General features: G+C 69.7%; 18 protein-coding genes. 12 read left to right on the top strand and 6 right to left on the bottom strand.

The window, feature by feature from the left end; all coding sequences use genetic code 11:
- The first annotated feature begins 1 nt into the window (after nt 1).
- Both AC067N_RS28840 and AC067N_RS28835 read left to right on the top strand, forming a co-directional pair.
- Nucleotides 2-880, top strand: coding sequence for a sugar phosphate isomerase/epimerase family protein (locus tag AC067N_RS28840; RefSeq protein ID WP_478681800.1), 879 nt, complete (start codon nt 2-4; stop codon nt 878-880).
- A gap of 339 nt (nt 881-1,219) precedes the next feature.
- Nucleotides 1,220-3,523 (top strand): ricin-type beta-trefoil lectin domain protein, encoded by a 2,304-nt coding sequence (locus AC067N_RS28835; RefSeq protein ID WP_478681833.1) that lies wholly within the window; start codon nt 1,220-1,222, stop codon nt 3,521-3,523.
- A gap of 57 nt (nt 3,524-3,580) precedes the next feature.
- Here the strand turns inward: AC067N_RS28835 and AC067N_RS28830 are convergent, their stop codons facing one another.
- A complete protein-coding gene (locus tag AC067N_RS28830; RefSeq protein ID WP_478681799.1) occupies nt 3,581-4,351 on the bottom strand; it encodes a FadR/GntR family transcriptional regulator in 771 nt (256 codons plus the stop codon).
- 159 nt (nt 4,352-4,510) lie between these two features.
- On the opposite strand from AC067N_RS28830, the gene AC067N_RS28825 reads away from it, so the two are divergent.
- The 9 genes from AC067N_RS28825 to AC067N_RS28785 all read left to right on the top strand — a co-directional run bounded on the left by AC067N_RS28825 (nt 4,511) and on the right by AC067N_RS28785 (nt 15,203).
- Nucleotides 4,511-5,782, top strand: coding sequence for an ABC transporter substrate-binding protein (locus AC067N_RS28825; protein WP_478681798.1), 1,272 nt, complete (start codon nt 4,511-4,513; stop codon nt 5,780-5,782).
- 184 nt (nt 5,783-5,966) lie between these two features.
- Complete coding sequence (locus AC067N_RS28820; RefSeq protein WP_478681832.1) at nt 5,967-6,767, top strand: carbohydrate ABC transporter permease; 801 nt, start codon at nt 5,967-5,969, stop codon at nt 6,765-6,767.
- On the top strand, nt 6,767-7,594 hold the full coding sequence (locus AC067N_RS28815; protein ID WP_478681797.1) for a carbohydrate ABC transporter permease: 828 nt from the start codon (nt 6,767-6,769) through the stop codon (nt 7,592-7,594). The genes AC067N_RS28820 and AC067N_RS28815 overlap by 1 nt, the downstream gene beginning before the upstream one ends.
- A 3-nt stretch (nt 7,595-7,597) precedes the next feature.
- The gene (locus AC067N_RS28810; protein WP_478681796.1) at nt 7,598-8,800 is read left to right on the top strand and encodes a mandelate racemase/muconate lactonizing enzyme family protein; all 1,203 of its coding nucleotides are present in this window, start codon (nt 7,598-7,600) and stop codon (nt 8,798-8,800) included.
- On the top strand, nt 8,797-9,114 hold the full coding sequence (locus tag AC067N_RS28805; RefSeq protein WP_478681795.1) for an SDR family oxidoreductase: 318 nt from the start codon (nt 8,797-8,799) through the stop codon (nt 9,112-9,114). Before AC067N_RS28810 ends, AC067N_RS28805 begins: the two co-directional genes overlap by 4 nt.
- Before the next feature lie 62 nt (nt 9,115-9,176).
- The gene (locus tag AC067N_RS28800) at nt 9,177-10,130 is read left to right on the top strand and encodes an RNA polymerase sigma factor (RefSeq protein WP_478681794.1); all 954 of its coding nucleotides are present in this window, start codon (nt 9,177-9,179) and stop codon (nt 10,128-10,130) included.
- A gap of 338 nt (nt 10,131-10,468) precedes the next feature.
- Nucleotides 10,469-10,726 carry a hypothetical protein gene (locus tag AC067N_RS28795; RefSeq protein WP_478681837.1) on the top strand — a complete coding sequence of 86 codons (258 nt, stop codon included), beginning with the start codon at nt 10,469-10,471 and terminating at the stop codon, nt 10,724-10,726.
- A gap of 380 nt (nt 10,727-11,106) precedes the next feature.
- Entirely contained in the window at nt 11,107-13,560 is a 2,454-nt protein-coding gene (locus AC067N_RS28790) for a glycoside hydrolase family 95 protein (RefSeq protein WP_478681793.1), read from the top strand.
- A gap of 323 nt (nt 13,561-13,883) precedes the next feature.
- The gene (locus AC067N_RS28785; RefSeq protein ID WP_478681792.1) at nt 13,884-15,203 is read left to right on the top strand and encodes a ricin-type beta-trefoil lectin domain protein; all 1,320 of its coding nucleotides are present in this window, start codon (nt 13,884-13,886) and stop codon (nt 15,201-15,203) included.
- A gap of 400 nt (nt 15,204-15,603) precedes the next feature.
- On the opposite strand, the gene adh is transcribed toward AC067N_RS28785, so the two are convergent.
- The 5 genes from adh to xylB form a co-directional block, all read right to left on the bottom strand.
- Nucleotides 15,604-17,127 (bottom strand): aldehyde dehydrogenase, encoded by a 1,524-nt coding sequence (adh, locus tag AC067N_RS28780; RefSeq protein WP_478681791.1) that lies wholly within the window; start codon nt 17,125-17,127, stop codon nt 15,604-15,606.
- A 278-nt stretch (nt 17,128-17,405) separates the two neighbouring features.
- Entirely contained in the window at nt 17,406-18,683 is a 1,278-nt protein-coding gene (locus tag AC067N_RS28775; protein WP_478681790.1) for a GAF domain-containing protein, read from the bottom strand.
- A gap of 101 nt (nt 18,684-18,784) precedes the next feature.
- On the bottom strand, nt 18,785-19,384 hold the full coding sequence (locus tag AC067N_RS28770; RefSeq protein WP_478681789.1) for an N-acetylmuramoyl-L-alanine amidase: 600 nt from the start codon (nt 19,382-19,384) through the stop codon (nt 18,785-18,787).
- A 256-nt stretch (nt 19,385-19,640) separates the two neighbouring features.
- Nucleotides 19,641-20,849 (bottom strand): ROK family protein, encoded by a 1,209-nt coding sequence (locus AC067N_RS28765; protein ID WP_478681788.1) that lies wholly within the window; start codon nt 20,847-20,849, stop codon nt 19,641-19,643.
- 91 nt (nt 20,850-20,940) lie between these two features.
- Nucleotides 20,941-22,386 carry a xylulokinase gene (gene xylB, locus AC067N_RS28760; RefSeq protein WP_478681787.1) on the bottom strand — a complete coding sequence of 482 codons (1,446 nt, stop codon included), beginning with the start codon at nt 22,384-22,386 and terminating at the stop codon, nt 20,941-20,943.
- A gap of 145 nt (nt 22,387-22,531) precedes the next feature.
- Between xylB and xylA the strand changes: the two genes are divergently transcribed.
- Nucleotides 22,532-23,698 carry a xylose isomerase gene (xylA, locus tag AC067N_RS28755; protein ID WP_478681786.1) on the top strand — a complete coding sequence of 389 codons (1,167 nt, stop codon included), beginning with the start codon at nt 22,532-22,534 and terminating at the stop codon, nt 23,696-23,698.
- The last annotated feature ends 339 nt before the right edge of the window (nt 23,699-24,037 follow it).

The raw sequence follows: 24,037 nt of genomic DNA, 5'->3' as shown, positions 1-24,037 counted from the left end.
GGTGTACAGCATCGGTGTCAACCCGTGGGTCTGGGCCTCGCCGGTCGACGACGAGGCCATGGCCGAACTGGTGCCGCGGATCGCCGCGTTCGGTTTCGACGCGGTCGAGCTGCCGATCGAGCGACCCGGCGACTGGGACCCGGCCCGCACCCGGGACCTGCTGGCGGCGTACGGCCTGCGCGCGGCCGGCGTCTGTGCGGTCACCTCGCCCGGACGTGACCTCGTGAACGCCCCACCGGAGGTCGTCGCCTCCACCGTGGCGTACCTGAGAACGTGTGTTGACCATGCGGTGGCCGTCGGCGCTCCCTGCGTCGGCGGCCCGGTCTACGCCGCGGTGGGGCGGACCTGGCGGATGTCATCGCCTGAGCGCGCGGCCTGCTACGCGGACGTCCGGCGCGCTCTGCGGCCCGTGGCCGACCACGCGGGGGAGCGTGGCGTGAGCATCGGCGTGGAGGCCCTCAACCGCTATGAGACGAGCGTCGTCAACACGGTCGAGCAGGCGGTGGAGCTGATCGACGGCCTGCCCGCGAACGTCGGTCTCATGATCGACACCTATCACATGAACATCGAGGAGGCCGACCCCTGCGAGGCGCTCGTCACGGCCGGTCCGCACATCAAGCACGTCCAGGTCAGCGGAACCGACCGCGGCACCCCGGGCGCCGATCACTTCGACTGGCCACGCTTCCTCGCCGGCCTGGCCACGACCGGCTACGGCGGCGCGCTGTGCATCGAGTCGTTCACCGCGCAGAACGAGGCCATCGCCACCGCGGCCTCGATCTGGCGGCCGCTCGCCCCGTCGCAGGACTCCCTCGCCCGTAACGGGCTGTCCTACCTCCGCACTGTCCTCCGCGGGCTGGAAAACGCCTCTTTGACCGGGTGAAAGGGGTCGCTTTGGTTTCCGACCGACGTCATACGTCATATGCATCGGCCCACGGGGGACCGCCGTCCTGCCGTCCGACCGGTCCGACCGGTCCGCGCACCGGCCGCCGTACAGCTCGCCGGCAGTACGGCGGCCGGCACCGAGCGAAGCGCGACGCCCACGCCCGACCATCGTGTCCCCTCCGCGAGCCCTCATCCCCGCACGCCGAGCAGCCCGGTCGCGCCGTCGTCCCCTTGCGCCCGGGAACCGCCACAAGGAGAAAACGTGTTCACCACTCTGACGATACGAAGGCGGCTTCTGGCCGGAGCCGCCACAGCCGGTTTGACCGCGACCGCCGTGATGGCGTTCCCCTCGCCCGCATCCGCAGCTCCCCGCACTGTGTACGTCTCGCCGTCCGGCACCGGCACTGACTGTTCCAGCGCGCGGCCGTGCTCACTGACAGCCGCGCAGGCGGCGGTGCGCTCGCTCAACGACGCCATGTCGGACGACATCGTGGTGCAGTTGGCCGACGGTGTGTACCGACTTTCCCAGCCCTTCCGGCTGACGGCGGAGGACTCCGGCTCGGGCGGTCACACGGTCGTGTGGCAGGCCGCCCCGGCGGCGCGTCCGGTGATCACCGGTGCCCGGGCGGTCACCGGCTGGTCGGTGGCCGACGCGGCCAAGAACATCTGGAAGGCCGACGTGCCCGCCGGTCTCGATGCCCGGCAGCTCTATGTCGACGGCGCCGTCGCCACCCGGGCACGCACCCAGGTGAACAGAACCGATTTCACGGCCTCCAGCGCAGGATTGAGGTTCTCGGGCGGTGCGCTGAGCTATCTGAACAACCTGGCCGACCAGAGCCGGATCGAGGTGGAGGGCGTCAACTCCTTCACCGACCGGTACTCGCCGGTGCAGAGCATCAGCGCGAACTTCATCACGATGCAGCAGCCGGCGTGGAACAACAACAACTTCGGCTACGACACCCTCATGCGGCCACACCGGGCCGGTCCGTTCTACCTGTCCAACGCGTACGAGTTCCTGGACTCGCCCGGCGAGTGGTACCTCAACCCCAGGGCCGGAGCCTTGTACTACATCCCCCGGGCCGGGCAGAACATGAGCACCGTCGGCGTGGAACTGCCGACGTTGCAGTCGCTGGTGAACGTCGGGGGCACGTACAGCGAGCCTGTGCACCACATCACGTTCAGCGGGATCACCTTCACCGGTACGAGCTGGCTGGGCCCCAGCAGCAACCAGGGTTACGTGGACCAGCAGACCGGCGCCTACCTCGCCGGCAACTGGAGCTGGCCGGGCTTCGACTCCTGCCACAACGGCTGCACGCAGTTCGAGGCCGCCCGGCCGCACTGGTCGCAGATGCCGGCCGCCGTGCAGGTCTCCGCCGCCGACACCATCACCTTCAGCGACTCCCGGTTCGTCAACCTGGGCCAGACGGCCATCGGCATCGGCAACGACGCGGGCGCCCACGCCAGCGGCGTCGGTCTGGGCGCCGCCAACATCACGGTGACCCGGTCGGAGATCGCCCGGAGTTCAGCCGGCGGCATCCTCGTGGGCGGTGTGCGCGCCGACGCCCACCACCCCGGCGACCAGCGCATGGTCAACAGGGACATCACGATCAGCAACAACCGCATCCACGACCTCGGGGCGGACTACCGGGGTGTCGTCTCCGTCCTGACCACGTACGTCACCAACAGCACCGTCGCCCGGAACGAGGTCTACAACATGCCGTACTCCGGCATGTCGATCGGGTTCGGCTGGGGTGCCAACGACGCGGGCGGCAGCAACCACTATGCCAACCGCGGCCTGTACAACTACCAGCCGCGCTACACGACGCCGACCACCGCGTCCAACAACCGGCTCATCGGCAACTACATCCACGACGTCATGCAGCAGATGAACGACGGTGGCTGTATCTACACGCTCGGATGGAACCCGAGCGCGCTGATCAACCGGAACTACTGCCTGCGGACCAACGGACACTTCGGGGTGTACTTCGACGAGGGCTCGAAGTACTACAAGGCCACCAACAATGTCTTCTCGAACACCGGTACGTGGGCGACGGCCAACTACTGGGGTGGCGAGAACATGGGGAACTGGACCGTCACCGACAACTGGTCGACCAACGGCAGCACGAACGTGACCAACGGGGACCGCGGCAACGTGGTCTCCGGCAATGTCACGGTCACCAACGGCAACTGGCCTTCCGGTGCCCAGGACGTGATGGCGTCCGCCGGACCGCAGGACACCACCCCACCGCCGACGACGGCTCAGCAGATCGTGGGTGCGCAGTCCGGCCGCTGTCTGACCGTCCCCGGCGCCGGCACCACCAACGGCACCCGGACCCAGCTCCAGGACTGCACCGGCGCGGCCGGCCAGACCTGGACCTACACCGCCGGCAAACAACTGACCGTCAACGGCGACAAGTGCCTCGACGCCAGCGGACGCGGCACCACCAACGGCACCGCGGTCGTCATCTGGGACTGCAACGGCCAGGACAACCAGCAGTGGAACGTCAACCCCAACGGCACCATCACCGGCGTCCAGTCCGGACTGTGCCTCGACGCCAACGCAGCAGGTACCGCCAACGGCACCAGGATCACGCTCTGGTCCTGCCACGGCGGCACCAACCAGCAGTGGGCGCAGCGATAGCGGAACGCGTCGGCCTCGCTTGCGGCAGGAACCGTCGGTCGCGAGCGGGGCCCACCTCTAACGCAGTAGCCGGGTCGGCTCGCCCGGTCCGCTGCGGCGCACCACCCACGCCTCGGTGATGTGGGTGAACATCGCCTCGCCCGCACCCTTGGGGTCGTGCGCGGCGATCCGCTCGTAGATGCGCCGATGGCCGTGGTTGGACGCGACGCAGAAGGCGCGGCCGGTTCGGCCCACGTAACGGGCGGAGTCGATGACCTGACGCTCCAGCGAACGGACCACGGCACGGCCGATGCGGTTCCCCGACGCCTGCATGACGGTGTCGTGGAACGCCCGGTCCTCTTCCTGGTATGAAGCGGGGTCGTCGACGAGCTCGTCCATCCGCTCCACCAGACTGCGTAGCCGGTCGATCACCTCGGCGTTCACCAGACGGGCGGCGACGTTGGCCATATCGGCCTCCAGCACGCGCCGGGTCTCGACGAGGTGATCGAGGATCGCCAGGCTCTCGTCCTCGGCGATCGCCGCGCCGAGGACCAGCTCGTCAAGCATGTTCCACATCGCCGGCGGGGTGACCATCGTGCCGGCGCCCTGGCGGACCTGCACCAGCCCCTTCTCCTGAAGAATCTTCACCGCCTCACGGACCACGGTGCGGCTGACCGAGAAGGTCTCGCAGAGGACGGGCTCGGGGGGTAGCGGCGTACCGGACGGATGGACGCCACGGACGATCCGCTCCACCAGCTCAGCCGTGACGGCGGCGGCAAGGTTCGCAGGGCGCCGACTCCAGGCGGGGGCCTCGGAGGCCTCTGTGGATGACTGCGGTACTGCCGTCATGACACCCCCCGGGACCCGTGCCGTACCACGGACGCTCGCCCACTATACGGCATCCCTGTTGACGTCATACGTCATACGAGTTACATACGTCATACGAGTTGCGTTCCTCCTCAACCTCAATTGCCGGACAGCCGGCCACCTCAGGAGAGTGGAGCAGCAATGAAGCAGCGAACACCGTGGTCGGCGTTCCTGGTTGCCGGGCTCGTTGTCCTAGCCGGCTGCGGAAGCGCCTCCGACCCGGATTCGGCGTCCGGTGGCTCGAAGGGCAAGCTCGTCGTCTGGGACTGGAAGTCCGGCGACGCCACAGCGTCCTCATACGTCAGGAAGGCCAAGGCCGACTTCGCCAAGCGGCATCCAGGCGTGACGGTCGAGTTCGTCGCGCAGCCGTTCGAGCAGTACTACACCCTGCTCGGGGCCGCCGTCCAAGCCGGCAAGGGGCCGGACGTCATGCTCTTCAACGGCGGCGGGCAGATCCGTGACCGCGCGGACTCCCTTCTGCCGTTGGACGAGTACGTCCGTGACGACAAGAAGCGGCTGGCCGGGTGGGAGGCCTTCACCGTGGACGGCAAGACCTACGCCTCCCCGGTGACCTTGCAAGGCCACCCGATCTACTACAACAAGTCGCTGTACCGGAAGGCAGGGCTGGACCCGGAGCAGCCGGCCACCAGTTGGGACGAGTTCGTCGCCGACTGCCGGACCATCACCAAGGCCACCGGTGCCAGATGCTTCGCGCAGGGCAACAAGGAAGGAATCGGTATCCAGTTCTTCCTGTCCGGGCTCGGCTCGGGCGTCCTGTCGCCCACGGAGTACGACGACTGGATCGCGGGTGAACGAGACTGGTCCTCACCGGCGGTCAAACGGGTCTTCTCGCTCTGGAAAGAGGCCGACGACAAAGGTCTGAACAGCGACGGGGCGAACTCGACGGCGATGTTCAACGACGCGTTCGCGGTGTTCCAGTCCACCAGGGCCGCCCACGTCATCGGTTTGATGTCGGACACCGGGCACTGGAAGGACTTCGCCGAGTTCCTCGACGCCGGCAATGTCGGCGTCATGAAGTCGCCGGTCGTCACGGCCGGCGCCGCGCCGAGCCTTCCCTACGACGGCGGCATCGGCTACGCCGTCGCGAAGTGGACCAAGGACCCCAAGGTCGCCGCCGACCTGGTGCGATCCCTGACCTCGACCGACGCACTGAAGTCGTTCTACGCCGACGCGGGCGCCATCGCGGCCGACCGCACCGTGGACGTCTCGAGCGGTGGTCCAGCCGTCGCCACCATCGTGTCCGAGATCGACCGTGGCAAGCCCGCCCTGCACGTGGCCCTGCCGTCCAGGACCGTGGACCTGATGGGGCGGTTGTCTCAGCAACTGCTGAGCGGATCGGTCACGGTCGACGCGGCGGTCAAGCAGTTGGCGGCGTCCGACCAGGCGGGCTGAGGCCATGTCACCCGTTGGTTCGTCGGGACGCGCCGCTGAAGCAGGGCGGACCGACGGGGCGCGAGCAGGTGAGGCGGTACGTGGCCGCGGCCCTGCGTCGGAATCCCCGCGAGTCCGCAGCGGTCGGCGCGCCGAACGCCTCGCCCCCTACGTCCTGGTCGCTCCCGCTGTCCTGATCATCGTGGTGCTCCGGCTCTGGCCACTGGGACTGGGCGTCAGCTTCTCCTTCACCGGTGACGGCGAACGCAACGGCGCCACGGTGGGGCTCGACAACTACGCGGAGCTCATCCACGACCCGCTGTTCCGCACCGCGCTGCGGAACGTCGGATGGCTGGTGCTGCTGCTGCCGGTCGCGGTCGCGATCCCGGGACTGCTCGCCACCTTCATCCACCTGCGGGTGCCAGGACATGCGTTCTTCCGGAGCGTCTACTTCTTCCCGGCTGTGCTCTCACCGGTGATCGTCGGCGCGATCTTCAACCTGCTCCTGGCCTTCGACGGTCCGCTGAACACCGTGCTCGGCGGCTCAGGAGTCGGCCCGGTCGACTGGCTCGGCGATCCCGACGTAGCCATCTTCACCGTCGTCGGAGTGCACATCTGGGCGACGGCGGGGATGGCGCTGGTGGTGTTCCTGGCCGGGTTCGCGACCCTGGACTCCGCACTTCTGGACGCCGCCCGGGTCGACGGCGCCTCGCTCGCCCGGATGATCTGGCACGTCATCATCCCGGGTCTGGCCCGCACCATCCAGTTCGTCGTCGTCACCACCATGATCGGGATGCTGACCTCGATGTTCGGGCTGCTCTACGTCATGACCAGTGGTGGCCCGGAGGGGTCGACCTACCTGCCGGAGTACTACATCTGGGTCCAGCAGGGACAGATGAGCCGCCCGGCGCTCGCGTCGGCCGCGTCCACAGTCCTCTTCCTCGTCATGCTGGTCGTGGGTTTCCTGCAGGTCGGCCTGCTGCGCCGGGCGGGGAGGGAGGACTGATGTCCCGCCTGGGACCGAGCAGATGGCTGGTCGCCGTGCCGATGGGACTCCTCGCCCTGGCGACGGTCTACCCGCTGCTGTTCACGGTCAACGTCGCGACGAAGACCCGCCGGGAGTACATCCTCGACCGGTTCTCCCCGGCGAGCGCTCTCCGGTGGGACAACCTCAGCACCGCGTGGAACAGCGTCGGCATGGGGCGGTACTTCCTCAACTCCCTGATCGTGGTGGCCTGCGCCGTGGCGCTGTTGCTGCTCATCGGGTCCATGGCCGGGTTCGCGCTGGCCCAGGTGCGGTTCCGTGGCTCGTCCGCGCTGGCCCTGGTCTGCCTCACGGCACTGTTCATCCCGTTCCAGGTGATCATGGTGCCGCTGGCCAGGATCATGGCCGACGGCCGTCTCATCGACACCTATCCGGGGCTGGTCCTCGCCTACGTCGCGCAGTTCCTGCCGTTCACCGTCTTCCTGCTGACGAGCTACTACCGGGCGGTGCCCACCGAGCTCGTCGACGCCGCACGGATCGACGGAAACACCCTGTACGGCGTCTACCGGCGGATCATGCTGCCGATGGGTGCTCCGGCACTGCTGTCGGTGGGCATCCTCGACGCGCTGTTCTGCTGGAACGACGTGCTCATCTCGCTGCTGATGATGCCGTCGGCCGACCATCGCACCCTGATGGTGGGCATCACCTCACTGCGCGGCCAGTACTCCGCCGACATCCCCACCTTCGCAGCCGGTGTCCTGATCGCCGGGCTGCCCGTGTTGGTGACCTACCTGTTCCTGCAGCGCCAGATCGCCGAGGGCGTGACGGCCGGCGCGACGAAGGGCTGACGCATGCGCATCACCGGGTACAGAACCCTGACGACGGCACAGCGATGGGGTCGACCCGTCGGTGACGCCAACGGCGTCTACGCCGACGGCGTCGTGCCCGTGCCGGTCGTCATCGTCGAGACCGATGAGGGGATCACCGGAGTCGGCCTGGGACCGCACGTGGAAGCCGAGGTGATTTTCGCCGCCCTCGACGGCCAGGACCCCCGCGCGGTGACCGCCCTCTACGACCGCATGCTGCGGCACACCTTCAAAGCCGGGCATGCCGGCGTGGTGTTCGGCACGATCGGCGCGTTCGACACGGCGTTGTGGGACATCAAGGCACAGGCGGCGGGGGAGCCGTTGTGGCGGTTGCTCGGCGGCAACGACCGTGTGGTCGACGCCTACGCCTCCGGCCTGGACATCGGCCTCACCGACGACGAACTCGTCGCCACCTACCAGGTCTATGCCGAACGAGGGCTGAGGGCGGCGAAGCTCAAGGGCGGCCTGGACATCGAGCGTGACCGGCAACGGCTGTTGCTCGTACGCGAGGTACTGACCGAGGCCGCGCAGGGGAGGCGGCCAGGGCTCATGCTGGATGCGAACGAGTCCTGGAGCCGCAAGCAGGCGGTACGCCACGTCGGTGAACTGGAACGCGCACTCGACCTGACCTGGATCGAGGAGCCGGTCCGGCGCTGGGACGCCGACGGCCTGGCCGCTGTCAGCCGTGGCGTACGGACGGCGGTCGCCAGTGGGGAGAACCTCACCGGCCTCGAGCAGTTCCGCCCGCTGATCGCGGCGGGAGGCGTCGACATCGTCCAGACGGCCGCGGTCTGGGGAGTCACCCACTTCCTGCGTGTCGCGGCGCTGGCGCACGCCTACGACCTGCCGGTCAGCCCGATCGGCGGCACGCCTGTCGCGCTGCTGCACGCCGCGGCGTCGGTGCCCAACCACCTCGTCAGCGAACTACAGGGCCTGCGACCGCCGGTCGGCGTCGAGATGGACCTGCGCGTCGAGGACGGCGCCTTCGTGCTCGGCGACACGCCGGGCCTGGGCATCCGCATCGACGAAACGGTGATGACCGCGGCCCGTCAGAGAACGGCACACGCACCCGACGGACCGCACATACGGCCGGAGCACGCCGGCCGGCGGCTGCTCGCGGTCACCCCTGGACCACGCCGATCCACCGCGGAAGGGACGTTCGACACCATGGGGGTGGAGGATCGATGAAGACGGTTGTCCACCGCGGGGCCCGCACCCTCGAGATCGAGAGCCGGGTCGCCGAGGCGCCGGCCCTGGCGAGGGCGTGGGGCGGGCGCGGCGTCGACGTCAACGCCATCGCACCGGGCTGCACCGCCACCGACAACGCCGAGGCGTTGTGCGCGGACCCCCGGCGCAACCAGGCGATCCTCGGCCGGATCCCGGCCGGTCGCCGGAGACGCGCCGACGATCTCGCCGGGGCCACGGTGTGCCTCGCCTCCCCGGCATCGGACCATGTCGACAGCGTCGTTCTTCCCGTTGACAGCGGATGGCTGGGGCGATGATGGGCCGATTACCAGCCGGCTGCGCCCGAGTCGATCGTGTGCGTGAACCCGGGGGTGGCGACGTGCGCGGCACCTGGGGCGGCCTCGCCCGAGGCAACGTGTACGGGCTCGTGATGCGAGCCGGCCGAGCCGACGAGACGAGCCTGGTCGTCGCCGCACAGGCCGGCGATCCACGAGCGCTCGACGACCTGGCCGCGACGTACCTGCCGCTGGTGTACACGATCGTGCGCAGGGCACTGGGTGAGCTTGCGGACGTCGACGACGTGGTGCAGGACACGATGCTGCGGGCACTTCCCGAACTGCGCACGTTGCGTGCCCCGGAGTGCTTCCGGCCCTGGCTGGCCACGATCGCGACACGGCAGATCAGCACCCATCTGCACCGGCGGCAGGCGGACGCCGAACGGACAGCCCCCCTCGACGAGATGACCGACCCGCCGGACGCCGACGCCGAGAACCTGGCCCTGATCCACGTCGAGCTGTCCGGTCATCGCCGGAAAACCGTACGCGCCAGTCGATGGCTCGACCCGGACGCCAGGGCGCTGCTGTCGCTGTGGTGTCTGGAGACCACGGGCCGGCTGACGAGGGCGGAGCTCGCGGCGGCGCTCGGAACGAGCGTGGCTCACGCGGGTGTGCGCATCCAGCGGATGCGCAATCAACTGGAGCTGAGCCGGTCACTCGTCGCCGCGCTGGAAGCCGGCCCCCGGTGCCCACTGCTGACCGCCGCGCTGGGGGGCTGGGACGGCGTACCGAGCACGCTGTGGCGTAAGCGCATCACCCGGCACACCCGATCCTGTGCGGACTGCGGCCGGGCGGCCGGCGAACTGGTACCCCTCGAGCGGCTGATCGTCGCCTTGGCGCTGCTGCCCGTCCCGCTGGCGCGGTCGGCCACGGTGCTCGACCAACCTGCGCTCGCCGGGGCGACAGGGAATGCCGTCGTGAGGGGAGCCGAGTCGGCCGAGGTCGGCTCCGGGCCGGTTGCCGGCGTCAAGGCCGGGTTACTCGGCCGGTTCGCCTGAGCGCCGCTGGAGTCGGCACCCGAGTCTTCGCGCACGGCGACGGCGCCGCGCTTTTCGGCGCTACGGCGACTGCGACTGTCTGAGCCGGCCGCCAATAACGAGAACTGCCGCGATTTACACGCGTCCGTCACTCCGATTCACCGTCTGAAATGGTTATGCGGGGTGGCCGTCAATAGTCCCGCTTCGCCGCTTGGTTGCACGATGGCTCAGGCCCAAATATATCGACGGTTCCCTCTTGAATGGACCATGACAATCTGTCAATGTTCTAGTCGTCGACGCATAACGTTCCCCATTTATGACCTGCGAAAGCGTAAGTCGAAAAGCGAAGGGCGGCGGTGATGAGCGAATTCGTGCACTCGGCCGATCCGCCGCGGCGGCCCCGGGCCCGAGCGATCCCGTACCTGCTGTGGACCCTGCCGGCCGGATCGGTCGGGCCGGTCGGGCCGGCACGGTGCCACCGACAACGCGACGTTCTCGGGCCCGGCGTGGACCCCGGGGACTTCCTGTACCAGGGCATGGATCCCAACGCCGGCGGCGACCACATCTCCCCGCCGTGGCGGACGGGGCTACTCACCCAGACCAACTCCCCCTGCTGACCGGAGATCCGCGCGAAGCCGGGGAGCGAGGCTTTCCAGGCGCCACGGCAGCGGCATGACGCTGACATGCTCGCTGCGCGAGCGATCTGGGAGGGGGCCGGCGCGGAGAGGGCAAGCTCCGCGCCGGCTCGGCCGACTGCCGCCAGGCGGCCCGTATCAACGGATCCGCACAGCGCAGACGTGACCACACCGCCAACCGGGAAGGCGCGACCATGCCCGACACCCATCGCCGGCGCCACCTCACCGGGCGGTCGCCTGCATCCTGACCGGTGGCCGCCTCGACTCGTCGGAGAAGACAGCGTGCGGCCGTCGCCCTTCTCACCGGTGGTTTGTCATCACCCAAGTCAGTGACCCGCTCCAGTCCGTGAAGGGAGAACGAGATGTCCGATGTGACACGCAGACGGTTTCTCGCCGCCGGGGCGGCGGCTGGAGCAGGGATCGTGCCCGGTGGGCGGACGGCCTTTGCCGGGGGCGGCTCGGCCGCGCTGCCGGAGGTTCTGGCCGCCGGCGACCTCGCCCTGTGGTACGACAAGCCGGCCGGCGCCGACTGGCTGCGAGCACTGCCGATCGGCAACGGACGCCTCGGCGCGATGGTGTTCGGCAACGTCGACACCGAACGGCTGCAGCTCAACGAGGACACCGTCTGGGCCGGCGGTCCGTACGACTCCGCCAACACCCGCGGCGCGGCCAACATCGCGGAGATCCGGCGGCGGGTCTTCGCGGATCAGTGGGGGCCGGCGCAGGACCTGATCAATCAGACGATGCTGGGCAGCCCGGCCGGACAGCTGGCCTACCAGCCGGTCGGAAACCTTCGGCTCTCCTTCGGCAGCGCCACCGGCGCGTCGCAGTACAAGCGGACGCTCGACCTCACCACCGCCACGGCCATCACGACCTATGTGCTGAACGGCGTGCGGTACCAGCGTGAGGTGTTCGCCAGCGCACCTCACCAGGTGATCGTGGTCCGGCTGACGGCCGACCGGGCCAACTCCATTGCCTTCAACGCCACATTCGACAGCCCACAACGGACCACGGTGTCCAGCCCGGACGGGGCCACGATCGCCCTCGACGGCATCTCCGCCACCATGGAGGGCATCGCCGGGCGGGTCCGGTTCCTCGCCCTGGCCAACGCCGCCGTGACGGGCGGCACGGTCAGCAGCTCGGGCGGCACGCTGCGGGTCTCCGGCGCCACCAGCGTGACGGTGCTGGTGTCGATCGGCTCCAGCTACGTCGACTTCCGGAGGGTCGACGGCGACTACCAGGGAATCGCGCGGCGCCACCTCAACGCTGCCCGCAGCGTCGGCATCGACGAACTACGCAGCCGGCATCTCGCCGACTATCAGGCGCTGTTCAACCGGGTGTCGATCGATCTGGGACGTACGGCGGCGGCCGACCAGCCGACCGACGTACGAATCGCACAGCACGCTCAAGTCAACGATCCGCAGTTTTCTGCTCTGTTGTTTCAGTTCGGTCGGTATCTGCTCATCTCATCCTCGCGGCCTGGCACCCAGCCGGCGAACCTGCAGGGCATCTGGAACGACCAGATGGCTCCGTCCTGGGACTCGAAGTTCACCATCAACGCCAACCTGCCGATGAACTACTGGCCCGCCGACACGACGAACCTGTCCGAATGCTTCCTCCCGGTCTTTGACATGATCAACGACCTGACCGTGACCGGCGCCCGGGTGGCCCAGGTGCAGTACGGCGCCGGCGGCTGGGTGACGCATCACAACACCGACGCGTGGCGGGGCGCCTCGGTCGTCGACGGAGCGCAGTGGGGGATGTGGCAGACCGGTGGCGCGTGGCTGGCCACCCTGATCTGGGACCACTACCTGTTCACCGGTGACATCGACTTCCTCCGCTCGAACTATCCCGCCCTGAAGGGCGCCGCCCAGTTCTTCCTCGACACCCTGGTCGCCCACCCGACGCTCGGATACCTGGTCACCAACCCGTCGAACTCTCCGGAGCTCGCTCACCATGCGAACGCCACCGTCTGCGCGGGGCCCACCATGGACAACCAGATTCTGCGCGACCTTTTCAACAGCGTCGCCCGCGCGGGCGAAATCCTCGGCGTGGACGCCGCCTTCCGCGCTCGGGCAGTGGCGGCCCGGGACCGGCTGGCACCGACGCGGGTCGGCTCCAGGGGCAATGTCCAGGAGTGGCTGGCCGACTGGGTGGAGACCGAGCGGACTCACCGGCACGTCTCCCACCTGTACGGTCTGCATCCGAGCAACCAGATCACCAGGCGCGGGACACCCCAGTTGCACGAGGCCGCGCGGCGGACGCTGGAGCTGCGCGGTGACGACGGGACGGGATGGTCACTCGCCTGGAAGATCAACTTCTGGGCGCGGATGGAGGACGGCGCCCGGGCCCACAAGCTGATCCGGGACCTGGTGCGGACGGACCGGCTCGCACCCAACATGTTCGACCTGCACCCACCATTCCAGATCGACGGCAACTTCGGCGCCACCGCGGGCATCGCGGAGATGCTGTTGCAGAGCCACAACGGCGAACTGCACGTGTTGCCGGCGCTGCCGGCCGCCTGGCCCGCCGGGCGGGTGAGCGGACTGCGCGGCCGGGGCGGATACACCGTCGACGCCGAGTGGAGCGGCGGCCGGATCGAGTTCGTCGTCACACCCGACCGAACCGGTGCCGTCCGGTTGCGCGGTCGGATCTTCACCGGCGACTTCACGCTGAAGGACGATTCGAGCGGCGAGCCGGTCCAGCCGAAGCGGCTCGAGGCCGATCTCATCGAGTTCGCCGGCCAGGCCGGCACCACCTACCGCGCGTCCGCACTCAGGTCGGGATCGCGGGTGGAGACCGGTATCGGCTGGTGACCCAGCACACCGGCAAGGCCGCCGACATCGACGGTGCCTCCACAGCTGCCGGTGCGCGGCTGATCCAGTGGCAGATCACCGCCGTCCCAACCGGCAGTTCGAGTTCCTGCCCTCCGACAGCGGGCACTACGAGATCCGGTGCGGCACAGCTCCCCGTGGGCAGCCACTGGTAGCACCAACCAGCGATTCCAACTCCACCGCGTCTAGCGCCGCGGCAGGCGACGTTTGCGCGACGAGGCGAACGGCGCCTGCCGCGGCACTAGCCAGGCGAGGCGGCCGGACCAATCAGGGAGAGCCATGTCACCGAGCAGTGAGGGAGTCGCATGATGTCGATCCATAGATTGTCTTCCGGGCGAGCCTTGGTAGTTGCATTGCTCGTTCTGGTCATGACCGGCGTGGCAGGAGTCAGCGCCGCGGCCGGCACGTCGCCCACCGCCGGGACCGCACTTGCGGGGACCGCCGGATGCGGACGTGCCCCCACACTGACGAACGGTACGCACACGATTCAAAGCGGCGGTAAGAGTCGCTCCTTCATCCTGAGCATTCCTGAGAACTACGACAACACCCGCCAACATCGATTGGTCTTCGGATTCCACTGGTTGGGTGGCACCGCCGGGCAAGTCGCCGGAGGCGGAAGCGACGGCGATGTCTATGCCCACTACGGGCTCCGGCGACTGGCGAACAACAGCGCGATCTTCGTTGCTCCGCAGGGCGTCAACAACGGCTGGGGCAACTCCGGCGGCGAGGACGTGACCTTCGTCGACGACATGATCAGGCGTATCGACAACGACCTCTGTGTCGACACCACGCAGCGCTTCGCCCTCGGGTTCAGCTACGGCGGAGCCATGAGCTACGCACTCGCATGTGCCCGGCCGAACGTTTTCCGTGCGGTCGCCGCGATTGCCGCGCCCGGGGGGATCAGCGGGTGCAGCGGGGGCACCCAGCCCTTCGCGTACATGGGAATCCACGGCATCAACGACAACATCGGCGCCGGTCGCGGGATGCGGGACAGGTTCGTCAGGAACAACGGCTGTACCCCCCAGAACCCGCCGGAACCCGCGCCGGGCAGCCGCACCCACATCACCACCGCCTACTCGGGCTGCCGAGAGGGGTATCCGGTCGTCTGGGCCGCGTTCGACGGAGGGCACCAGCAAGGCCCCGTGGACGGGTGCGCCGGCTGTGAGAGCGGCGCCAGGAGTTGGGTCAAGGAAGAGATCTGGAGCTTCTTCACGGGTGCTGACCCGAACCCGAATCCCCCGAACCCGACCACATTCCGGTTGCGGAGCCAGTCCGCCGGCCGATGCCTGGACGTCGGCAGTGCCGACTCGTCCAACGGCGCCCAGATGATCATCTGGGACTGCCACACCGGCACCAACCAGCAGTTCACTCGGACCGGACAGACCCTGCGGGTGATGGGCAGATGCCTGGACGTGCCGAGCAACGCCGCCTCCGGCGCCCGAGCACGGATCTGGGACTGCACCAGCGGCGCGAACCAGCAATGGAATGTGAACACCGACGGAACCGTCAGCAACGTCCAGACCGGACTCTGCCTGGACGTCAACGGCGGCAGCACCGCCAACGGCGCTGCGGTGATCGTGTGGAGCTGCCACACCGGCGTCAACCAACGCTGGGCCCGAGCGTAAGCAGAGGAGTGAAGGCGGCCGCAGTGGTCGCGGGCGCCTTCATCTCCAGTTGGCCCAGCCTTCCGGGGCGTCGCGCTGCCCTCGGCCACGTTCGCCCGACCCGCCGTCGCCGCGGCACCTGTCCAGGCCGCTCCCCGAACGCAAGGTGGTGGTCGTCATGAGGTCTCTCTGACGGCCGAGTGTTCCGGAACGAAGGTGGCAACTGCGTGGACGCTGCGGCGTACGGTACGACGTGGGCGAACGTGGGTCTTGGTCCGTGACTGGTCCGGAAGCGCTGGTCAGGAGCGGCACAGCCGTGGGAGGAATTGGGAGTCAGTATGCAAACCGAGCTCAGCCGTGAATCGGCCGGGACAGGCGCCTGACCGGTAATAGACCAGTTCAGGCGCCTTTTTTCGTGCGTCTAGAAGAAGCCCAGCTTCTTCGGCGAGTAGCTCACGAGCAGGTTCTTCGTCTGCTGGTAGTGGTCCAGCATCATCTTGTGGGTCTCGCGGCCGATGCCCGAGCCCTTGTAGCCGCCGAACGCGGCGTGCGCGGGGTACGCGTGGTAGCAGTTCGTCCAGACGCGGCCCGCCTGGATGGAACGGCCCGCCCGGTAGGCGGTGTTGGCGTCACGCGTCCACACGCCGGCCCCCAGGCCGTACAACGTGTCATTGGCGATCTTGATCGCGTCGTCGAAGTCGTCGAACGACGTGACGGACACGACCGGTCCGAAGATCTCCTCCTGGAAGATCCGCATACGGTTGTCGCCCTCGAAGATCGTCGGCTGGACGTAGTAGCCGCCCTGCAACTCGCCACCGTGCTCGATGCGTTCCCCGCCCGTGAGGACCTTGGCCCCTTCCTGCCTGCCGATGTCCAGGTAGGAGAGGATCTTCTCCAACTGGTCGTTGGACGCCTGCGCGCCGATCATGGTGTCGGTGTCCAGCGGATGCCCCGTCTTGATCTGCTCCGTGCGGGCGACGGCCGCCTCGATGAACTCGGCGTAGTGCCCGCGCTGCACCAGCGCCCGGGACGGACACGTGCACACCTCGCCCTGGTTGAGCGCGAACATCGTGAAGCCCTCGAGGGCCTTGTCGCGGAAGTCGTCGTTCGCCGACCACACGTCGTCGAAGAAGATGTTCGGCGACTTGCCACCGAGTTCGAGCGTCACCGGCGTGATGTTCTCCGAGGCGTACTGCATGATCAGGCGCCCGGTCGTCGTCTCACCCGTGAAGGCCACCTTCGCCACTCGCGGACTCGACGCCAGCGGTTTGCCCGCCTCCACCCCGAACCCGTTGACGATGTTCACGACCCCCGGGGGCAGCAGATCCGCGACCAGGCTCATCCAGACATGGATCGACGCCGGAGTCTGCTCGGCCGGCTTGAGCACGACCGCGTTCCCCGCCGCGAGCGCCGGCGCCAGCTTCCACGTCGCCATGAGGATCGGGAAGTTCCACGGGATGATCTGCGCGACCACACCGAGCGGCTCGTGGAAGTGGTACGCCACCGTGTCCTCGTCGAGCTCCGCCAGAGAACCCTCCTGCGCGCGCACCGCTGCCGCGAAGTATCGGAAGTGGTCGATGGCGAGCGGGATGTCGGCGGCCAGTGTCTCGCGCACCGGCTTGCCGTTCTCCCAGCTCTCGGCGACCGCCAGCTTCTCCAGGTTCGCCTCCATCCGGTCGGCGATCTTCCGCAGGATGTCCGAACGCTCGGTCACCGACGTACGGCCCCATCCGGGCGCGGCCGCGTGCGCAGCGTCCAGGGCCTGCTCCACGTCCTCGCTCGTACCGCGCGCGATCTCCGTGAACGGCAGTCCGTTCACCGGGCTCGGGTTCTCGAAGTACTGCCCCCGCGCCGGCGGCACATACTCACCGCCGATGAAGTGGTCGTACCGTGCCTCGTAGGAGACGACCGCGCCATCCGTACCAGGTGCTGCGAAACGGGTCATGGAATACCTGCCTCCCCAGAAGCGCCGCCCGCCGTTGGGCGGCTTTCTCGTGGAGGCTAGGAATCGGACGGTTGCAACGACGTTGCGCTGCGACAGCCGCCCGGGAAACGACCCCGAACGGTGGTGGCGACCGAGCGGGGGTGGCGACCGAGCGGTGGTGGCGGCTCCGAGCCGCGGTGACGACTCCGGCCCCCCGGTGTGGGTCCGCCACCAGGAGGGTCTCCCTGCGCCGGGGCGTTTCGCCGTCGGGAGCCGCACCTCTCAGTGATCCCCTTTCCTCAGATACGTCTCCGCTGCGCCCATCCCGCCGGTGCCCTCAGCTCCGCCTCCAGTTCCCGCAACCGGGCGCGCACCGCAGGCGACGGGCGGACAGCCGCCAGTGCACGCCATACGTCGAGGTCCTCCTCGCCCCAGGGCGCGTGCGCCCAGTCCGCCAGCAGATCGGGGTCACGGCGGGAGATGAGAGCGGTACGCAGCCCCTCGGCGAGCCTGTGGCGCAGCCGGACGACCGCCGGAGCCTGCGAACCGGGCAGCAGCGGCCCCCCGTACGCCGTCGCCGCCGACGTCACCGCACCCGTCTCCAGCCGGCGTTCCACGATCGCCACATCCGATTCCACCGGAACCGTGAGCCGGTAGGGACGTGAACCCAGCAGCCCGGGGCCGAGCAGCCGGCGCAGCCTCGCGAGCTCGGCCCGCAAGGTCACCGGGGTCACCGACTCGTCCTCGTACAGCGCGCACAGCAACTCGTCGCCGGAGAGCCCTTCCGGATGCCGGGCGAGCAGCACCAGGATCTCGCTGTGCCGTCGGCTGAGCCTCACCTTCCGTCCAGCCACCACGAGTCGCGCCTCGTCCCGGCCGAGGGCGGTCAGTTCCAGCGCGTCGGCCGTGCCGCCGGGTGGTGCGAGCAGGGCCAACTGCGACTCGGCGGCCCGAGCCACCGCCTGCACGAAACCGAGACTGTGCGGATGCGCCAGCCTGTCGCCACCGGTGATATCGATCGCGCCCAGCACCCGCCCCGTGCGCGGATCGTGCACCGGCGCCGCCGCGCACGTCCACGGCTGCACCCGCCGTATGAAGTGCTCGGCCGCGAACACCTGCACCGGCCGGTCGACCGCGACGGCCGTCCCCGGCGCGTTCGTACCGACCTCGGACTCCGACCAGCGCGCTCCCGGCACGAAGTTCATCCCGTCGGCCCGGCGTCTGGTTGCCGGATGTCCCTCCACCCACAGCAGCCTGCCCTGCGCGTCACACACGGCCAGCAGATGCTCGCCGTCCGCCGCGAAGGTGCCGAGCAGCTCGCGGACCAGCGGCATCACCCTGGCCAGCGGATGCTCCGCGCGGTAGGACCCGAGGTCGCCGTCCGTCAGCTCCACACGCGCGGTGCCCTCCGGTCCGACGCCGGCTTTCGCCGAACGCCGCCAGGAATCGGCGACCACGGAACGGACCGGCCGCGTCACCGCGCCGCCCTGAGTGAACGCCTCATGCGCACGGCGCAGCACCCGCACTCGCTCGACAGGGTCGGTTCCCTGCTCCAGGGCCACCCATGGATCGGTCAACTCGGCCTCCCCGGAAGTCGTGCATGGCAGAACCCATCGTCAACCCCGTACACGCGTCCGACAAGCCATCGGACGTACCCCGAGGCTCCGCTTCCTCGGCCTCAGACGGCGTTGACCATGCGTATGTACCGGGCCCAGTCCCAGTGCGGCCCCGGATCGGTGTGGTCGGTGCCCGGCACCTCGTGGTGGCCGATGATGTGGTCCCGGTCCTTGGGGATGCCGTATCTCCCGCAGACCTCCGAGGTGAGGGCCGCCGACTGCTCGTACATCGCAGCGGTGAAGTACTCGGGGCGCTCGACCCAGCCCTCGTGCTCGATGCCGATGCTGCGTGCGTTGTAGTCCCAGTTGCCCGCGTGCCAGGCGATGTCCCGCTCACGCACGCACTGGGTGATCCGCCCGTCGGCCGATCGCAGCACGTAGTGGGCCGACACCTGCTTCGCCGGGTTCCAGAAGACGGGCATCGTGTTCTTGTACGTCGTCTGCGTCACGTGAATGATCACCAGATCGACCGGGTGGCTCGTCGGGCGGTCCGCCGCCGTGTAGTTGGCCTCGGTTGCCGGCTCCCACAGCGCGTACGCGTGGTCCACGGGTGGTGAAGGGGCGCCGCTGCGAGGACTCGGGAGTATCGCGTAGGGGAGCGCGGCGAAGGCGGTGCCCTTCAACAGCCGTCGCCTGCTCGGCAACGCTTCGGCTCGCTCCATTGGTCCCGCCTTTCCGCAGTGGGGCTGCGTCCGATCCATGGGCAGGGGCGCCCAAGCGTGAGACGCATCCGGAGAACGAACGGCTGCGCCTCGCGCGATTCACGTTACGGCGGTCGGCCGATACGCCGTCGGAGCGTGGGGAAAACGGTGGAAAAGCAGGCGATTGTGGATATCTACGCCACTCGCGGGTGGGACATCGCCGCGGGAAACCGGGAATGGGGAGCGCTTCTCGCCCGGCTTGTGCCGGGATCTCCGGTTACGCCCGAACCCCGGCCGTCGCCGGGTCGTCGAGCACCGCCCGCACCACCGAATGGGCCGCCCCCAGCAGCGGCCCCTCCGAGCCCAGGCGCGACACGGTCACGGCGCACGCGGGCCCGGCCGTCCGCCGGGCCAGCTCACGTTCCAGTGACGGAACGAGCCAGGGCGCGAGGGCGGCCAGGGCGCCACCCAGGACCACGGTCTCGGGGTCCAGCAGATTGACCGCGCCGGTCAGCGCGATACCCAGCGCGGTACCGGCGTCGCGCAGCGCCCGGCGTACGGCCTGGTCACCGGCGGCGGCCCGCGCGGCGAGCAGTTCCACCCGGTCCTCACCCGGCTCCAGCCCGGCCGCCCGCAGCACGGCCTCCTCGCCGGCGTACTGCTCGAGGCAGCCACGCCCCCCGCACGCGCACTCCGGGCCCTCCGGCCGCACGGGCACATGACCCAGCTCGCCCGCGAAGCCGCGGGTGCCCCGGAGCAGCCGGCCGTCCACGACCACCGCGCCACCGATGCCGATCTCCGCGGAGACATGCAGGAAGTCGCGCGGGGTCGCGGGACCCAGCCAGAGTTCGGCGAGGCCGCCGAAGTTGGCCTCGTTGTCGACGGTCAGCGGCAGACCGTCGGGGAGCAGAGCGCCGAGGTCCGTGTCGTGCCAGTCGAGGTTCGGGGCTCGGACCACGGTACGGGCGTCGCGGGCGACGAGTCCGGGCACGGCGACCGCGAGCCCCGCCGCCCACAGGCCCTCCTTCTCGGCCTCGGCGACGACCTGTCGCACGAGTCCGGCCAGTTCGTCGATGACCGGCTCGGGCGAACGGCCGCGGTTGGTGCCGTGCCGCACGGCACGCGCCCGTACCTCGCCCCGCAGGTTCACCGCGCACACCGCGAGGTGGTCGACACCGATCTCCGCGCCGATTCCGGCGGGACCGCGCCCGCTGAGAGCGAGCGCCGAGCCGGGCCGCCCGACCCGGCCGGGGCGCTCGGGGCCCAGCTCTTCGAGGAGCCCCGCCCGGATCAGCTCGTCCACCAGCGTGGACACCGCCGCCCTGGTGAGGCCGATGTGCGACGCCACAGCCGCACGGGAGAGCGGCCCCTCGGTGTTGACGGTGTGCATGACCCGGGAGAGGTTCCGGCGGCGCATGCCCTGCTGGGTGTCGGGCAGGCGGCGGCCGGGACTGCTCGGGTGCGCCTCGTGCAGCGGTGCGGTCATACCTCCCCCGGTTCCCCTCGGAGTGTCGTGGCGGATGCTCTTCAGATCATGCCGGAAGCCGATTCCCCCACGTCAGGCACCCCTTCCTTCGTCAGCTGCCGCCCGGCTCGCGCTCCAGCAGCGGCGCCGCGTCGGAGAGTACCCCGGAGATCCTGGCCAGTGTCTCCTCGTCCCGCTCCACCGCCTCCAACACCGGCCCGCGGGCGGTGTCCCAGCGGCGGGCGACCGCGGCCGGGTCCTCGCCGGTGAGCAGTCCGGCGGCCTGTGCGGCGGCGCCCAGGGCGACCAGCTCCTTGGCCTCCGGGACCTGCACCGCGCGCCCCGACAGCCGGCGCACGGTCTGCTGCCACGCCGTGCCCCGCGCGCCCCCGCCGATCAGCAGCAGCGGAGCCGAGGGGTCCGCGTCCGCATCGAGCACCAGGTCGAGGGCGCCGAGCAGCGAGTGGACGGCTCCGTCGTAGGCGGCCTGGAGGAGCTGCCCGCCGGTCGTGTCGTGCCGCAGCCCGTGCAGGAGGCCGGAGGCGTGGGGGAGGGCGGGGGTGCGTTCGCCGTCCAGATAGGGCAGGAGGGTGACGCTCGCGCCGGGTTCCACGGCTTCACGGTCCAGGCCCAGCAGCGCGGCGACACGGTCGACGGCCTGGGTGCAGTTCAGGGTGCACGCCAGCGGCAGCCAGTCCCCGTGCGCGTCGGCGAAGCCCGCCACCGTGCCGGTCGGATCGGCGGGACGGTGCTTCGAGACGGCGTACACCGTGCCGGACGTGCCGAGGCTGAGCACCGGTGCGCCGGGCCGCAGACCGAGGCCCAGCGCGGCGGCCGCGTTGTCACCGGTACCAGGGGCGACGAGGGTGCCCCTGGCGAAAGGCAGGTCGTGGGCGTCCCGCACGGTCCCGGCCACCTCGCCGGGCCGCACCACACGGGGCAGCAGCGCCGGGTCCAGACCCACATGGGCGAGGACCTCCTCGTCGTACGCCTCGGTCCCCGAGGCCCACCAGCCCGTGCCGGAGGCGTCACCGCGGTCGGTCGTGCCCTGGCCCGTGAGGCGCTCGGTCAGATAGTCGTGCGGCAGTCGCACGGCGGCGGTCGCGCGGACCGCCTCGGGCTCGTTCTCGGCGAGCCAGGCCCACTTCGTGACGGTGAAGGAGGTGCCCGGGACGCTTCCGGTACGGTCGGCCCAGGCCTTGGGTCCGCCCAGCTCCGCCACCAGCCGGCGCACCTGCGGCGCGGAGCGCACGTCGTTCCACAGCAGCGCGGGGCGTACCGGCTCGCCCCGGGTGTCGAGGGTGACCAGGCCGTGCTGCTGGCCGCCGATCGAGACCGCGGCGGCCTCACGCGCGGGCTCACCGCACTGGCGCAGCGCCTCGCACAGCGCGTCCCACCACTGCCGCGGATCGCTCTCCCGGCCCGCGCCGGACGACACGGTGTGCGGGGCCTGCCCGCTCGACACCACCCGCCCGGTCGACGCGTCGACGACCAGGGCCTTGGTGGACTGTGTGGACGAGTCCACACCGACGACGAGCGGACCCTCGGCTGCTGACATCGGGCTCTCCCTCTCACGCGGCTCGTGACTGCCGCTGACGCGGCTGACGCCTCCGGCGGTCGACGTCTTGTCTTCCCCGGGACGCGTCCGCATACTAATTTGTAAATCGCCATGACGAAATAGTCGGAGCGCAAGGAGCCGCGGCATGAACTACCAGCCCACCCCCGAGGACAGGTTCACCTTCGGCCTGTGGACCGTCGGCTGGCAGGGAAGGGACCCGTTCGGCGACGCCACCCGGCGCGCCCTCGACCCGGTCGAGACGGTGCAGCGTCTGGCGGAACTGGGCGCCTACGGCGTGACCTTCCACGACGACGACCTGATCCCCTTCGGGTCCTCGGACAGCGAGCGCGAGGAGCACATCAAGCGCTTCCGCGCCGCCCTGGACACCACCGGCATGACCGTGCCGATGGCCACCACCAACCTGTTCACGCACCCCGTCTTCAAGGACGGCGCCTTCACCGCCAACGACCGGGACGTACGCCGCTACGCGCTGCGCAAGACGATCCGCAACATCGACCTGGCGGTCGAGCTCGGCGCCAAGATCTACGTCGCCTGGGGCGGCCGTGAGGGTGCCGAGTCCGGTGCCGCCAAGGACGTCCGTGTGGCACTCGACCGCATGAAGGAGGCCTTCGACCTCCTGGGCGAATACGTCACCTCCCAGGGCTACGACCTGAAGTTCGCCATCGAGCCCAAGCCGAACGAGCCGCGCGGCGACATCCTGCTCCCCACGGTCGGCCACGCCCTGGCCTTCATCGAGCGCCTGGAGCGCCCGGAGCTGTACGGCGTGAACCCCGAGGTCGGCCACGAGCAGATGGCCGGGCTGAACTTCCCGCACGGCATCGCGCAGGCCCTGTGGGCGGGCAAGCTCTTCCACATCGACCTCAACGGCCAGTCCGGCATCAAGTACGACCAGGACCTGCGCTTCGGGGCCGGTGACCTGCGCTCGGCCTTCTGGCTGGTCGACCTCCTGGAGAGCGCCGGTTACGCGGGCCCGAAGCACTTCGACTTCAAGCCGCCGCGCACCGAGGACTTCGACGGGGTGTGGGCGTCGGCCGCGGGCTGCATGCGCAACTACCTCATCCTGAAGGAGCGCGCCACCGCCTTCCGCGCCGACCCGCAGGTTCAGGAGGCCCTGCGCGCGGCCCGCCTGGATCAGCTGGCGCAGCCGACCGCCGCCGACGGTCTGCAGGCCCTGCTCGCGGACCGCAAGGCGTTCGAGGACTTCGACGCCGAGGCCGCCGCCGCCCGGGGTATGGCCTTCGAGCAGCTCGACCAGCTCGCGATGGACCACCTGCTGGGCGCCCGCGGCTGATCACACGCGGGTGTCGGAGGCCCCTGCCGCTCGAAGCGGCGGCGGGCCTCCTGCCGCTCCCGGAGCCGGTTCCTCCGCCCAGCCCGGCACCGCTCCGGCTGGATCGGCCTCTCCTCCGGCCGGTCCGCGCAGCGCCCCTCGCCATCGGCGCCCGGTGCCCCACCTCGGCCGCCGACAGCCAGGCCAGGCCGCCGGGGAACTTAGGCCCGGCGGGCTGGGGAAGCCTGTGGGCCGGGCAGCGACGAATCCCGCTCGGCGACCGGGACGGGAGTTCGCTGGGCAGCCGGGCGGGATGCTCAGCAGGGCACGCGCGCGTGGGACCGGCATGAGCCGGAGGTC

Source organism: Streptomyces sp. NPDC042364 (genome assembly GCF_056437585.1).
Note: the sequence above shows the minus strand (reverse complement) of the source record. Positions and strands in the feature narration are given on the sequence as shown.

What these genes read in the sequence shown, in the direction of transcription:
- AC067N_RS28815 (WP_478681797.1), top strand. Translation starts at nt 6,767, where the DNA reads ATGTCCCGCCTGGGACCGAGCAGATGGCTGGTCGCCGTGCCGATGGGA.
- AC067N_RS28825 (WP_478681798.1), top strand. Translation starts at nt 4,511, where the DNA reads ATGAAGCAGCGAACACCGTGGTCGGCGTTCCTGGTTGCCGGGCTCGTT.
- AC067N_RS28785 (WP_478681792.1), top strand. Translation starts at nt 13,884, where the DNA reads ATGATGTCGATCCATAGATTGTCTTCCGGGCGAGCCTTGGTAGTTGCA.
- xylB (WP_478681787.1), bottom strand. Translation starts at nt 22,386, where the DNA reads ATGTCAGCAGCCGAGGGTCCGCTCGTCGTCGGTGTGGACTCGTCCACA.
- AC067N_RS28830 (WP_478681799.1), bottom strand. Translation starts at nt 4,351, where the DNA reads ATGACGGCAGTACCGCAGTCATCCACAGAGGCCTCCGAGGCCCCCGCC.
- xylA (WP_478681786.1), top strand. Translation starts at nt 22,532, where the DNA reads ATGAACTACCAGCCCACCCCCGAGGACAGGTTCACCTTCGGCCTGTGG.
- AC067N_RS28835 (WP_478681833.1), top strand. Translation starts at nt 1,220, where the DNA reads ATGGCGTTCCCCTCGCCCGCATCCGCAGCTCCCCGCACTGTGTACGTC.
- adh (WP_478681791.1), bottom strand. Translation starts at nt 17,127, where the DNA reads ATGACCCGTTTCGCAGCACCTGGTACGGATGGCGCGGTCGTCTCCTAC.
- AC067N_RS28790 (WP_478681793.1), top strand. Translation starts at nt 11,107, where the DNA reads ATGTCCGATGTGACACGCAGACGGTTTCTCGCCGCCGGGGCGGCGGCT.
- AC067N_RS28805 (WP_478681795.1), top strand. Translation starts at nt 8,797, where the DNA reads ATGAAGACGGTTGTCCACCGCGGGGCCCGCACCCTCGAGATCGAGAGC.
- AC067N_RS28810 (WP_478681796.1), top strand. Translation starts at nt 7,598, where the DNA reads ATGCGCATCACCGGGTACAGAACCCTGACGACGGCACAGCGATGGGGT.
- AC067N_RS28795 (WP_478681837.1), top strand. Translation starts at nt 10,469, where the DNA reads ATGAGCGAATTCGTGCACTCGGCCGATCCGCCGCGGCGGCCCCGGGCC.
- AC067N_RS28770 (WP_478681789.1), bottom strand. Translation starts at nt 19,384, where the DNA reads ATGGAGCGAGCCGAAGCGTTGCCGAGCAGGCGACGGCTGTTGAAGGGC.
- AC067N_RS28765 (WP_478681788.1), bottom strand. Translation starts at nt 20,849, where the DNA reads ATGACCGCACCGCTGCACGAGGCGCACCCGAGCAGTCCCGGCCGCCGC.